General features: G+C 68.7%; 11 protein-coding genes. 10 read left to right on the top strand and 1 reads right to left on the bottom strand.

Translation table 11 applies throughout. From position 1 onward, the window contains the following. Positions 1-45 precede the first annotated feature (45 nt). From KF892_12815 to KF892_12825, 3 genes are all read left to right on the top strand, one after another. Complete coding sequence (locus KF892_12815) at positions 46-1,887, top strand: diguanylate cyclase (protein MBX3625892.1); 1,842 nt, start codon at positions 46-48, stop codon at positions 1,885-1,887. 204 nt (positions 1,888-2,091) lie between these two features. Then, a complete protein-coding gene (locus KF892_12820) occupies positions 2,092-2,613 on the top strand; it encodes a hypothetical protein (GenBank protein ID MBX3625893.1) in 522 nt (173 codons plus the stop codon). A gap of 13 nt (positions 2,614-2,626) precedes the next feature. Beyond that, positions 2,627-4,297 (top strand): GMC family oxidoreductase, encoded by a 1,671-nt coding sequence (locus KF892_12825; GenBank protein ID MBX3625894.1) that lies wholly within the window; start codon positions 2,627-2,629, stop codon positions 4,295-4,297. A 58-nt stretch (positions 4,298-4,355) separates the two neighbouring features. Here the strand turns inward: KF892_12825 and KF892_12830 are convergent, their stop codons facing one another. Beyond that, positions 4,356-5,297 (bottom strand): LysR family transcriptional regulator, encoded by a 942-nt coding sequence (locus KF892_12830; GenBank protein ID MBX3625895.1) that lies wholly within the window; start codon positions 5,295-5,297, stop codon positions 4,356-4,358. Positions 5,298-5,398: 101 nt separating this feature from the next. On the opposite strand from KF892_12830, the gene KF892_12835 reads away from it, so the two are divergent. The 7 genes from KF892_12835 to KF892_12865 all read left to right on the top strand — a co-directional run bounded on the left by KF892_12835 (position 5,399) and on the right by KF892_12865 (position 11,656). Continuing rightward, positions 5,399-6,013 carry a glutathione S-transferase gene (locus tag KF892_12835; GenBank protein MBX3625896.1) on the top strand — a complete coding sequence of 205 codons (615 nt, stop codon included), beginning with the start codon at positions 5,399-5,401 and terminating at the stop codon, positions 6,011-6,013. Positions 6,014-6,021: 8 nt separating this feature from the next. Beyond that, the gene (locus KF892_12840; protein MBX3625897.1) at positions 6,022-6,933 is read left to right on the top strand and encodes a pyridoxamine 5'-phosphate oxidase family protein; all 912 of its coding nucleotides are present in this window, start codon (positions 6,022-6,024) and stop codon (positions 6,931-6,933) included. 74 nt (positions 6,934-7,007) lie between these two features. After that, complete coding sequence (locus tag KF892_12845; protein ID MBX3625898.1) at positions 7,008-7,781, top strand: SDR family oxidoreductase; 774 nt, start codon at positions 7,008-7,010, stop codon at positions 7,779-7,781. A 128-nt stretch (positions 7,782-7,909) separates the two neighbouring features. Further along, on the top strand, positions 7,910-9,151 hold the full coding sequence (locus KF892_12850; GenBank protein ID MBX3625899.1) for an acyl-CoA dehydrogenase family protein: 1,242 nt from the start codon (positions 7,910-7,912) through the stop codon (positions 9,149-9,151). 29 nt (positions 9,152-9,180) lie between these two features. Continuing rightward, positions 9,181-10,863 (top strand): long-chain fatty acid--CoA ligase, encoded by a 1,683-nt coding sequence (locus KF892_12855; protein ID MBX3625900.1) that lies wholly within the window; start codon positions 9,181-9,183, stop codon positions 10,861-10,863. A gap of 40 nt (positions 10,864-10,903) precedes the next feature. Continuing rightward, a complete protein-coding gene (locus KF892_12860) occupies positions 10,904-11,311 on the top strand; it encodes a hypothetical protein (protein ID MBX3625901.1) in 408 nt (135 codons plus the stop codon). A 96-nt stretch (positions 11,312-11,407) separates the two neighbouring features. After that, the gene (locus KF892_12865) at positions 11,408-11,656 is read left to right on the top strand and encodes a hypothetical protein (GenBank protein ID MBX3625902.1); all 249 of its coding nucleotides are present in this window, start codon (positions 11,408-11,410) and stop codon (positions 11,654-11,656) included. The last annotated feature ends 53 nt before the right edge of the window (positions 11,657-11,709 follow it).

The raw sequence follows: 11,709 nt of genomic DNA on the forward strand, positions 1-11,709 counted from the left end.
GGCCGGCCCGGGTTCCGCAAAGGGAATGCAGCGAAAATCGCGCGCATGCCGCAGCAGACCGCCCCCCTGCCCGCCTCGTCGGCGCTCGCGACGGCGCGCCGCGCCTGGAAGCTGCTGTACCAGGACTCCACCCGCTGCATCGCGCTGGCCGACCAGGCCCTGGCCCGCGCACTCGAAGACGGCGACACGCTCGCCGAAGGCTGGGCCCGCCTCGTGCGCGGCCTGCACCTCATCTGGTACTCCACGCCGCAGACGGCCGCGCACGAACTCGGCCAGGCCGAGGCCTGCTTCGCCACCTTGAACGACCGCCCCGGCCACCTGCTCGCCGAAGTGGGCATCGCCCGCTGCCTGTGGCGCGATGCGAAGTACCAGGAGTCGCTGGCGCGCATCCTCCCGCTGCGCGCCGAAGGCCTGCAGGTGCTCAAGCGCGACGAGCTGGGCATGCTGCTCAACGTGATCGCCGGCTGCTACTCGTCGCTCGGCGAATCGGAGCAGGCCTTCGCCTACATGTACCAGGCGCTGCACGAAGCGAAGCCCACGCGCAGCAGCGGCTTCGAGGTGGTGCTGTACTGCAACCTCGCGCACGAGCTGATCCAGCTCGGCGACTTCCACCAGGCGCTCGCCTACGTCGAACAAGGCATCGCGCGCAGCCACCAGCTGCGCAACCCGCGCCTGCTGAGCGTGCTGCTCATCAACCGCATCATCTGCCTCATGGGCCTGGACCGCGCGCCCGAAGCGCTGCCCGACGTGAAGCAGCTGCTCGAGCTGCCCGCCGACGAGACCGGCCGCGGCCCGACCAACGCCCACTTCGAGACGATGGCGCTCGCGGCCCTGCGTGCCGGCGACCTGGCGCTGGGCCGCGACCTCGCGGGGCGCGCCCGCGGCAATTGCCCCGAGGTCGAGGTGCCCGACGAAGCGCTCACGCTGGTGGTGGCCGAAGCCGAGGTGTTGCGGGCCGACGGGAAACTCGCCGACGCCGTGCAGCACCTGCAGGCCGCCGGGCCCCTGCTGCACCAGGCCGACGCCGGCCTGAGCCTGCGGGTGCGCTGCCTCTACCACGCGGCCCTGGCCGACACCTGCCAGCAGCTCGGCCAGCCCGAGCCGGCGCTGGCCGCCCTGCGCGCGTGGCAACGCTGCCACGTGGCGCGCGGTCACCAGGCCTCGCGGGCGCGCTACCAGGCGGCCTCGCTGCAGACCGAGCTGCGCCGCCTGCAGCAGCACCTCGACGAGACCGAAGCGCGCCGCCGCGCCACCGAGAAAGCGCGCGCCGAGCTGGAGGCCATCAACCAGCAGCTCTCGCAGAAGATCGACGAGGTGGAAGCCCTCAAGTCGCGCCTGGAGCGGCAGGCCACGCGCGATTTCCTCACCGGCCTCTTCAACCGCCGCCACCTCAACGACGTGATGCCGCAGATGCTGGCCTTCGCGCAGCGGGAAGGCCAGCCGCTCGCCGTGGCCATCATCGACCTCGACCACTTCAAGGCGGTCAACGACCGGCATGGCCACGTGGCGGGCGACACCCTGCTGGCCGCGTTCGGCGCGCTGCTGAACGAGAACACGCGGCAGGCCGACCTCGCCTTCCGCTTCGGCGGCGAGGAGTTCTGCCTGCTGATGCCCGGCAGCTCGGCCGAGCTGGCGCAGCGCAAGGTGCTCAAGCTGCTGCAGGCCTGGCGGCGGCGCGCCTTCCATTTCGAGACGGGCTCGCTCGCGGCCAACACCTTCTCCGCCGGCGTGGCCGACTCGCTGGCCGATGCCCTGAGCGGCGGCGAGTCGGTCGAGCGCCTGCTCAAGGTCGCCGACGACCGCCTGCTCGACGCCAAGCGCCGCGGGCGCAACCAGGTGATGTGGGTTGCGGCAGACGCGGCGGAGAGCGGCGCGCGCCTCGGTTGAGCCACCCCTCGGGCCTACCCCCACAGGCCCGCGCACGATCGCCTTATTGCGATCGCTTACACAGTTTTTTAGGACATATGTCTTATTTCTCCATCACTCGAGGCTGGAACTGGCGTTTTCCCTCACCGTTTCGTCATTTCTTTGGCTCACATTTGCACGAGCGTGCATTTACCTGACGCGTGAACACCAAGGAGAGAACAAGCCATGATGAAACGAAGAGATCTGCTGGCCACAGGGGTGGCCGGTGGTACAGCGCTTGCGCTGGGAGGGGGCGCGGTCCTGAACCCTGCCCAGGCGCAGGTCATTCCGCCTGTTTCGGCGCTCGATGCAGCGTCGCTCGCCATCGTGCGTGTCTGGGTGCCGGTGATCCTCGGCAACAGCGCGCTGCCGACCGATCCGACCGCCCGCACCGCCGCGATCACCCTCTGCGCCCAGCGCGCCGGCGAGATCGTCAGCAACTACCCCCCGCTCAACCAGGCCGGCATCGTCGGCCTGTTCAACACCTTGAAGGGCGGCCCGCAGATCTTCAACGCGGCCTTCCCTGCCACCTGGGAAGCCATGCCCGCCACGCTGCTGGCCGCTCTGCTGGACGGCCTGCGCGTGAGCCAGGTCGCGAGCCAGCGTTCGATCTTCAGCGCGTTGATGGGCCTGATCCCCAACGCGTTCTATTCGAACCCCACCAACTGGCCTGCCATCGGTTACGCCGGCCCCCCGAAATTCAACTGAGAGGCACGCCAACATGCCCATTCCTCAAGTCATTCCCATCCCGACCAAGAAACCCACCGACCCGTGGGTCGTCGGCAAGCGCGCCGGCTGGAAGGTCATCGACGCCTCCACCCTGACCGCTGACCGCACCGTCACCTTCGACGTGGCCATCATCGGCACCGGCGCGGGCGGTGGCCTCACCGCCGAAATGCTCGCAGCGAGCGGCCTCAAGGTCGTGCTGATCGAAGAAGGCCCGCTGAAGTCGTCGAGCGACTTCAACATGAAGGAGTCGGAAGCCTATCCGGCGATGTACCAGGAGAACCTGGCACGCCGCACCATCGATGGCGGCGTCGGCATCCTGCAAGGCCGCACCGTCGGCGGCGGCACCACCGTCAACTGGGCGACCAGCTTCCGCACGGCGCCGCAGGTGCTCGAGCACTGGCAGCGTGTCTACGGCCTGACCGACTACACCAAGGCCAAGATGGACCCGTGGTTCGCCGCGGTCGAGAAGCGCCTGGGCATCAAGCCCTGGACCGGCCAGATCAACGCCAACAACAGCATCCTGTCGACCGGCCTGTCGCGCCTCGGCCTCTCGTGGGGCATCATTTCGCCCAACGTGCGGGGCTGCGCCGCGCTCGGCTACTGCGGCCTGGGTTGCCCGATCAACGCCAAGCAGTCGATGCTCGTGACCTCGCTGCCGGTCGCGATGGCACTGGGTGCGACGATGTACACCCGCCTGCGTGCCCAGAACTACACCTTCAACACCGCCAAGACGGCCATCACCGGCATCGTCTGCGACGCGCTCGACCCGTCGGGCCTGAAGCCGAGCGGCCGTAAGGTCACGATCAAGGCGCGCCACTACGTTCAGGCGACCAGCGCCATCAACGGCCCCGCGCTGCTGATGCGTTCGGGCGCGCCCGATCCGCACGGCACGCTGGGCAAGCGCACCTTCCTGCACCCGAGCGCTTCGGTGGGTGGCTTCTACAACAACGACATCGCAGCCCATTCCGGCCTGCCGCAGTCGATCTACTCCGACCACTACCTCGACAACGTGCCGCTCACCGGCACGCCGGGCTACAAGTTGGAAGTGGCGCCGCTGCACCCGGTGCTGGTGGCCGGTGGCCCGACCTACTTCGGCGAGCAGCACGCCTCGCTCATGAAGAACTTCAACAAGTACGGCGTCACGATCTCCTTCGTGCGCGACGGCTTCATGAGCGACAGCGTGGGCGGCACCGTGGTCCTGCGCGCCGATGGCTCGCCGGGCCTCGACTACCCGCTCAGCACCTCGGTGCTCGAGTCGATCCGTCAGTCGATCAAGTCGCAGGGTGCGGTGCACTTCGCGGCCGGCGCACAGCGCGTCTTCATCGGCCACATCGATGCCGCCACGGCGGGCTACACCGACAACGCCTCGTTCCAGGCCGCGGCGGATGCGCTGCCGATGGTCAGCGGCCGCGTGCGCCTGAACTCGGCGCACCAGATGGGCGGCTGCGGCATGTCGGCCGACCCGACCAAGGGCGTGGTCAACCCGAACGGGCGTCACCACCAGATCACCAATCTGTCGGTGCACGACGCGTCGGTGTTCCCCACCAGCCTGGGCCTCAACCCGCAAGAGACCATCTGGGGCATCACGGCGCGCAACACCGCCAAGCTGGCGCTGGACATCTATGGCATCCGCAACTGCGCGATGACCAGTCCGGCAGACTGATCCGTTCTTCGGTTCGTCCAGCTCGAAGCCCGGGGCCTGCCCCGGGCTTTTTTTCGTCTCACGGCGGCGCGGGCCACGGCAACGAGCCGTTGAGCACCGGCTCGGCACGCAACCGCTCGGCGGCGTAATCGACGAAAGCACGCACCTTCGCCGCGGCCCGGCGGCCTTCCACATAGACCAGTTGCACGGGGATCGGCGGCGGCTCGTGGTCGGCCATCACGATGTGCAGGCGGCCGGCCAGCACGTGCTCGGCCACCTGGTACGACAGCGCCCGCGCCAGGCCCTGGCTGGCGAGCGCGCCGCCGATCGACGCGTCGCCTGCGTTCGTCACGTGGCGCAGCTGCGGGTGCGCCACCTCGCCCTCGCCGCGCGAACGGCCCGGTGGATGGAAGACCCACGGCGCGGCCACCGAGCCATGCTGCGAAAAGCCGATGCCGCGGTGCTGCGACACGTCTTGCGGCGTGCGGGGCACGCCGTGCTCGGCGAGGTACTGCGGCGAGGCCACCACCACCCGCCGCACCTCGCCGACCCGCACCGCGACCAGGCCCGAATCGGGCAGGTGGGCGATGCGCAGTGCCACGTCGAGGCCTTCGTCGAGCAGGTGCACGATCTGGTCGGTGTAGACGCTGCGGGCATTCACACCGGGGTGCAGGCCGAGGAAGTCCTGCAGCACGGGCGCCACGTGCAGCCGCCCGAAGATCACCGGCGCGGTGATCGACAAGAGCCCCTGCGGCACGCTGTGGGCACCACTCGCCGACGACTCCGCCTCGTCGACCTCGGCCAGGATGCGCCGGCAATCGGCATGGAAGCGCGCTCCCGCCTCGGTGAGCGCCACCTGGCGGGTGCTGCGGCGCAGGAGCTGCGTGCCGATGCGCGCCTCGAGCGCCGCCACCGCGCGCGTGACGGCCGGGGCCGAGAGCCCGAGCTGGCGCGCGGCGGGCGCGAAGCCCTTCGCATCGGCCACCGCCACGAAGATGCGCATGCCTTCGAGCTTGTCCATCGATTCCTTTCGCTGCGCGGAATTATCAAATGCACGGCGCGGTGATTCCGCCGCGGCGGCGATGTGAGCACCATGCCGGGCATCCCACCACGAGGACTCCCATGACCCCGATCCGCCTCTACCAGCATCCGCTCTCCGGCCACGCGCACCGCGTGAAGCTCTTTCTCTCGCTGCTCAAGCTGCCGTTCGAAGAGACGCTGGTCGACCTGACGACGGGCGCCCAGAAGCGCCCCGAGTTCCTCGCGCTCAACCTCTTCGGCCAGGTGCCGGTGATCCAGGACGGCGACGTCACGCTCGCCGACAGCAACGCCATCCTCACCTACCTCGCCCTGCGCTACGACGACAGCGGCCAGTGGCTACCGCGCGACCCGGTCGGCGCGGCACGCGTGCAGCGCTGGCTGTCGGTCGCTGCCGGGCCGCTGGTCAACGGGCCCGGCAACGCGCGCGTCAACGTGCTCTTCGGCCGGCCGCGAGACGAGCGCTGTGGCGAGATCGCGGCGCAGCTCTTCCAACGCATGGACGCGCACCTGGCCACCTCACCCTTCCTCGCCGCTGCGCACCCCACCATCGCCGACCTCGCGCTCTACAGCTACACCTCGCACGCGCCCGAGGGCGGCGTGTCGCTCGAGCCGTATCCGAACCTGCGGGCGTGGCTGGCACGCATCGAGGCACTGCCGGGCTACGTCTCGATGGTGCGCCAGAAGGCGCTCGCCTGAGGCCCGCCATGCGTCACGCAGGCGAAGCCGCGGTCCAGCGACGTCTCGGCGTCGACGAACGCATGGGCGAGGTGATGGGCGAAGTGGTGCGCACCTGGATGCCCGAGCAGCACCGCGAGCTCTTCGGCAAGCTGCCCACGCTCTTCGTCGGCAGCCTCGACGCCCAGGGGCGGCCCTGGGCCTCGGTGCTGCACGGCGAGCCCGGCTTCATCACCGCACCCGACGAGCGCCACCTGCGCATCGCCGCGAAGCCGTCGCCAGACGACCCCTGGCAACCCGCGCTCGACACGCCTCTCGGCCTGCTCGGCCTGGAGCCGCACACGCGCCGCCGCAACCGCATGAACGGCAGCGTGGTCGCGCTCGATGGCGACGGCTTCACCGTGGAGGTCGACCAGAGCTTCGGCAACTGCCCCAAGTACATCCAGGCCCGCACACCGCGCACGGTCGATCGCGCACCGGCCGCAGCGCGCGCCGAAGGCCCGCGGCTCGGCGACGACGCGCTCGAACTCGTGCGCCATGCCGACACGCTCTTCATCGCCACCGCCTCGCGCACGCCACGCGCGCACGCTGGCGCAGAGGGCGTGGACGTGTCGCACCGCGGCGGCCCGCCCGGCTTCGTGCACATCGAAACCCACGGCGGCACGCACGACGGCCACACCGTGCTCACCATCCCCGACTACGCCGGCAACCGTTTCTTCAACACGCTCGGCAACCTCGTGGTGAACCCACGCGCCGGCCTGCTCTTCATCGACTACCACGCCGGCCACCTGCTGCAGCTCACCGGCGACGCGCAAGCGCTGTGGGACGGCGAGCTGCGCGCCATCCGCATCACCGTGCAACACGGCTGGTGGCGTGCGCAGGCGCTGCCGCTGCGCTGGTCGCCGCCCGAGCCCGCCCCGCAATTCGCCGCGCAGGGTTGACACCGAAGCGACTGACTTCGCACGCCGCACTCGCTAGTCTCCCGGGCTTCATTCCACAGCCCAGGAGACAGCGCATGAACACCACCCAACTCTTCTCGCTGAAGGGCCGCACCGCCCTCATCACCGGCGGCTCGCGCGGCATCGGCCGCATGATCGCGGAAGGTTTCCTGTCGCAAGGCGCGAAGGTCTACATCTCGGCGCGCAAGGCCGACCAGTGCGACGCCACCGCGAAAGAGCTCTCGGCCCTCGGCACCTGCGTCTCGCTGCCGGCCGACGTGTCGAGCATGGCCGGCATCCAAGGCGTGGTCGCCGCCTACGGCCAGCACGAGAGCCAGCTCGACATCCTCGTCAACAACGCCGGTGCCGCCTGGGGCGCCGATTTCGACGAGTTCCCCGAGAGCGGCTGGGACAAAGTCGTCAACCTCAACATGAAGTCGCCCTTCTTCCTGACGCAGGCGCTGAAGCCGCTGCTCGCCAAGGGCGCGACGGCCGGCAAGCCTTCGAAGGTGATCAACGTGGCCTCGATCGACGGCATCGCCGTCAACCCGCTGGAGACGTATTCGTATGCCGCCAGCAAGGCCGGCCTGATTCACCTCACCAAGCGCATGGCCACGCACTTGATCCAGCATCACATCGTGACGACGGCCATCGCCCCGGGCGCGTTTGCGTCGGAAATGAACCGCGCCGCGCGCGACCATGAAGAAGCGGTGGCCGCACGCATTCCGGCCCGCCGCATCGGCAGCGACGAAGACATGGCGGGTGCCGCGATCTTCTTGGCTTCGCGTGCCGGCGACTACGTGCTGGGCCACACCTTGGTCGTCGACGGCGGCGTCATCCTCGGGCGCTGATCCGAGGGGCAGAACGGGGCCCGATCTCTGTCTCGGTATGGCGTAGTTCCCCGGTGAGAACCCTGGCTTGCAGAAAAACAAGTATGTTCGTAGGCTAGGGTCACACTCACTACAAAAGGAGACCCTGGATGAACTTCGCCCCCACCCCGAAGATGCTCGAATGGCAAGAGCGGCTCATGAAATTCGTGACCGAGAACGTCGTTCCGGCCGAGCCGCTCTTCCGCAAGGAGATGGAAGCCAACCGCGCGAAGGGCAACCAGTGGAACCCCACGCACGAGGTGATGGATGGGCTGAAGGCGAAGGCCAAGGCCGCTGGCCTGTGGAACATGTTCCTGCCCGCCTCGCAGCACGGCGCCGGCCTCACCAACCTCGAGTACGCGCCGCTGTGCGAGATCATGGGCCGCTACCCGCTCACGAGCGAGGCCATGAACTGCTCGGCGCCCGACACCGGCAACATGGAGCTGCTCGAGCGTTACGGCACGCCTGAGCACAAGGAGAAGTGGTTGAAGCCGCTGCTGGCGGGCGAGATCCGCTCCGGCTTCGCGATGACCGAGCCCGATGTGCCGTCGTCTGATGCCACGCAGATCCAGTCGCGCATCGTGCGCGACGGCGACCACTACGTGATCAACGGCCGCAAGTGGTGGACCTCCGGCGCGCCCGACCCGCGCTGCAAGGTGCTGATCTTCATGGGCAAGACCGGCACGGTCGACGACCCGAGCCCGCACAAGCAGCAGTCGATGATCATCGTGCCGATGGACACGCCGGGCGTGAAGGTCGAGCGCTGGCTGTCGGTCTACGGCTATGACCACGCGCCGCACGGCCACGCCGAGATCAGCTTCACCAACGTGCGTGTGCCGGCCGACCACCTGCTGCTCGGCGAAGGCCGCGGCTTCGAGATCGCGCAAGGCCGCCTCGGCCCGGGCCGCATCCACCACTGCATGCGCTTGATCGGCGGCGCCGAGCGTGCGCTCGAACTCATGTGCAAGCGTGCATTGGTGCGCAAACCTTTCGGGAAGCTGCTGTCGGACCAGGGTGTGTGGCGCGAGCGCATTGCACACTCACGCATCCTCATCGACCAGGCCCGCCTGCTCACGATGAACGCCGCGTTCGCGATGGACACCAAGGGCAACAAGGGCGCCCGCAACGAGATCGCGATGATCAAGGTCGTGGCCCCGCAGATGGCCTGCCAGGTCATCGACTGGGCGATCCAGATCCACGGTGGCGCCGGTGTCTCGCAAGACACGCCACTCGCCGCGGCGTACACCAGTGCACGCACCATCCGCTTTGCCGACGGGCCCGACGAAGTGCACCTCAACGCCATCGGCAAGTCGGAACTTGCCAAGTACATGGCACCCAAAGTAAAAGCCTGATCCACTAGCCTGAACCGAGGCGCTGCAACATGTCTGACCGTCACTTCGCTTTCTGGCCCGAGCACGCGCCTCGCCATCTCTACGTCCCCGAGACCAACCTCTACTTCAACGTGGAAGTCTCGGCGGCGCGCTTTCCGAAGAAGCCCTTCTTCATCTTCTACGACACGCCCTTCACCTTCTCGCAGTTCAAGCAGGAAACGGAAACACTCGCGGCCTATCTGGAGCAAGTGTGCGGCGTGAAGAAGGGCGACCGCGTGCTGCTCTACACCCAGAACAGCCCGCAGTTCATGATCGGCTACTACGCCATCCTGCGCGCCAACGCGGTGGTGGTGCCGGTCAACCCGATGAACCTCACGGGTGAACTCAAGCACTACGTGAGCGATGCCGACGCCAAGGTCGCGATCACCACGCAGGAGCTCTTCCCGCGCCTCAAGCCGCTGCTGCAGCCGGGGGGCGACGAACACACGCTCGAGCACGTGATCGTCGGCACCTACAGCGACTACCTGCGCGAGAAGACCACGCTCGCCGTGCCCGACTTCGTGGCCGCACCGCGCGCGCCCATCGCCGACAAGGGTGTCACGCCGTGGGCCGATGCGATCGCCCGGGGCCTGAAGCCCGGCCCGCTCACCGCCGGCCCCGATGATCTCTGCGTGATGCCCTACACCTCGGGCACCACCGGCCACCCCAAGGGCTGCATGCACACGCACCGCACCGCCATGTACAACACGGTGTCGGGCGGCGTGTGGGGCCAGAGCAACCAGGGCACGGTGTCGATGGCGGTGCTGCCGCTCTTCCACGTGACCGGCATGCAGGGCAACATGAATGCGGTGATCTACGGTGGCTCCACCGTCGTGCTGCTGCCGCGCTGGGACCGCGATGCCGCGGCCGAGTGCATCCAGCGCTACCGCGTCACCGGCCTCGGCCTCATCACCGCCATGGTGGTCGACTTCGTCTCCAACCCCAAGCTCGACCAGTACGACCTTTCCAGCCTGCGCCGCATCGGCGGCGGCGGTGCCGCCATGCCCAAGGCCGTGGCCGACATCCTGGAAAACAAACTCGGCCTGAAATACGGCGAGGGCTACGGCATGTCGGAAACGCTCGCCGCCACCCACCTGAACCCGCCCGACCGCTCGAAGAAACAGTGCCTGGGCATCCCCGCCTTCGACGTCGACGCGCGGGTGGTCGACCCCAGCACGCTCCAGGAGCTGCCCCCGGGCGAGACGGGCGAGATCATCGTCAGCGGCCCACAGGTGATGCTCGGCTACTGGAAGAACCCAGACGCCACCCGCGATGCCTTCGTCGAGCTCGACGGCAAGCGCTTCCTGCGCACCGGCGACCTCGGGCAGACCGACGACGAGGGCTACTTCTTCTTCGTCGACCGCCTGAAGCGCATGATCAATGCGAGCGGCTTCAAGGTCTGGCCGGCCGAAGTGGAGGCCCTGCTGTACCAGCACCCGGCGATTCAAGAGGCCTGCATCATCGCGGCGAAAGACGCGAAGCGCGGCGAGACGGTCAAGGCCTTCATCGTGCTCAAGCCGAGCCACAAGGGCCAGGTCACCGAGGACGAGATCGTGAAGTGGGGCCACGACAACATGGCGGCCTACAAGAGCCCGCGCATCGTGGAGTTCGTCGACGCGCTGCCCAAGTCGGGCACGGGCAAGGTGCAGTGGCGCGAGCTGCAGGAGCGCGAGAACGCCAAGACGGCGGCCTGAGCACGCGACGACCCCGCGGGCCGGCTATGCTCCGGCCCCCATGACCCGCTTCGACCCCAAGGCGATCATCATCGCCATGCTGCTCTCGCTTGCCCTCGATGTGGTGGGCGGCGTGGCACTCGTCGTGAGCTTCGGCCTGCAGGTCACCGCGCAGATGACACCCGAAGAGACGCAGGCCGCCATCGAGGCCATCACGCGCACCGACGGCTTCATCTTCGCCTCGCTGCTCTGGGGCACCGCCACCACCGTCTTCGGCGGTTTCGTCGCGGCGCGGGTGGCGCGCAGCCACCCCTACTTCAACGCGCTGGCGGTCGGCGTGCTGGGCATCCTGCTCGGGCTCCTGATGGGTGGCCAGGCGCCGTTCTGGTTCGACGCCCTCGCCTTCCTGGTGAGCGTGCCGGCGGCGGTGGCGGGTGGGCACATCGCGCTGCGCCGGCCGCTGCGCTGACACGCAACCAATGAAACACAGCGCCCCCGGCGCTGAAACACACGGGTGACAGTGGCCGGCGACAGTGGCGACACACCATCGCCAGCGAGCTGCACCATGAGCGACCTCTTCCTGCCCCGCGAGCTGTTCCAGGATTCCGCCTCCGGCCCTCGCCCTGCCACGACCGCCACGGCCGCCAAGCCGGCCACGCCCGCCGCAGCCCCGCGGCGCGGCGCCGTGCAGTTCACCAGCGGTGCCGAGGTCGCTGCCGACCTGATGCAGGCGATGAACACCGAGCCCGAGCCGCGCTTCGTCGAGCGCCGCCGCAAGCCGCGCACGGGCAAGCCGTTCAACGTCACGCGCTGAGCCGACAGGCTGCGCCTGACGCGGCACCGCCACACGCGGCATCCAGGCCGCGT

This window comes from Rhizobacter sp. (assembly GCA_019635355.1).
GTDB lineage: Bacteria > Pseudomonadota > Gammaproteobacteria > Burkholderiales > Burkholderiaceae_C > Rhizobacter.

What these genes read in the sequence shown, in the direction of transcription:
- KF892_12845 (MBX3625898.1), top strand. Translation starts at nt 7,008, where the DNA reads ATGAACACCACCCAACTCTTCTCGCTGAAGGGCCGCACCGCCCTCATC.
- KF892_12840 (MBX3625897.1), top strand. Translation starts at nt 6,022, where the DNA reads ATGCGTCACGCAGGCGAAGCCGCGGTCCAGCGACGTCTCGGCGTCGAC.
- KF892_12825 (MBX3625894.1), top strand. Translation starts at nt 2,627, where the DNA reads ATGCCCATTCCTCAAGTCATTCCCATCCCGACCAAGAAACCCACCGAC.
- KF892_12865 (MBX3625902.1), top strand. Translation starts at nt 11,408, where the DNA reads ATGAGCGACCTCTTCCTGCCCCGCGAGCTGTTCCAGGATTCCGCCTCC.
- KF892_12860 (MBX3625901.1), top strand. Translation starts at nt 10,904, where the DNA reads ATGACCCGCTTCGACCCCAAGGCGATCATCATCGCCATGCTGCTCTCG.
- KF892_12850 (MBX3625899.1), top strand. Translation starts at nt 7,910, where the DNA reads ATGAACTTCGCCCCCACCCCGAAGATGCTCGAATGGCAAGAGCGGCTC.
- KF892_12820 (MBX3625893.1), top strand. Translation starts at nt 2,092, where the DNA reads ATGATGAAACGAAGAGATCTGCTGGCCACAGGGGTGGCCGGTGGTACA.
- KF892_12815 (MBX3625892.1), top strand. Translation starts at nt 46, where the DNA reads ATGCCGCAGCAGACCGCCCCCCTGCCCGCCTCGTCGGCGCTCGCGACG.
- KF892_12855 (MBX3625900.1), top strand. Translation starts at nt 9,181, where the DNA reads ATGTCTGACCGTCACTTCGCTTTCTGGCCCGAGCACGCGCCTCGCCAT.
- KF892_12835 (MBX3625896.1), top strand. Translation starts at nt 5,399, where the DNA reads ATGACCCCGATCCGCCTCTACCAGCATCCGCTCTCCGGCCACGCGCAC.
- KF892_12830 (MBX3625895.1), bottom strand. Translation starts at nt 5,297, where the DNA reads ATGGACAAGCTCGAAGGCATGCGCATCTTCGTGGCGGTGGCCGATGCG.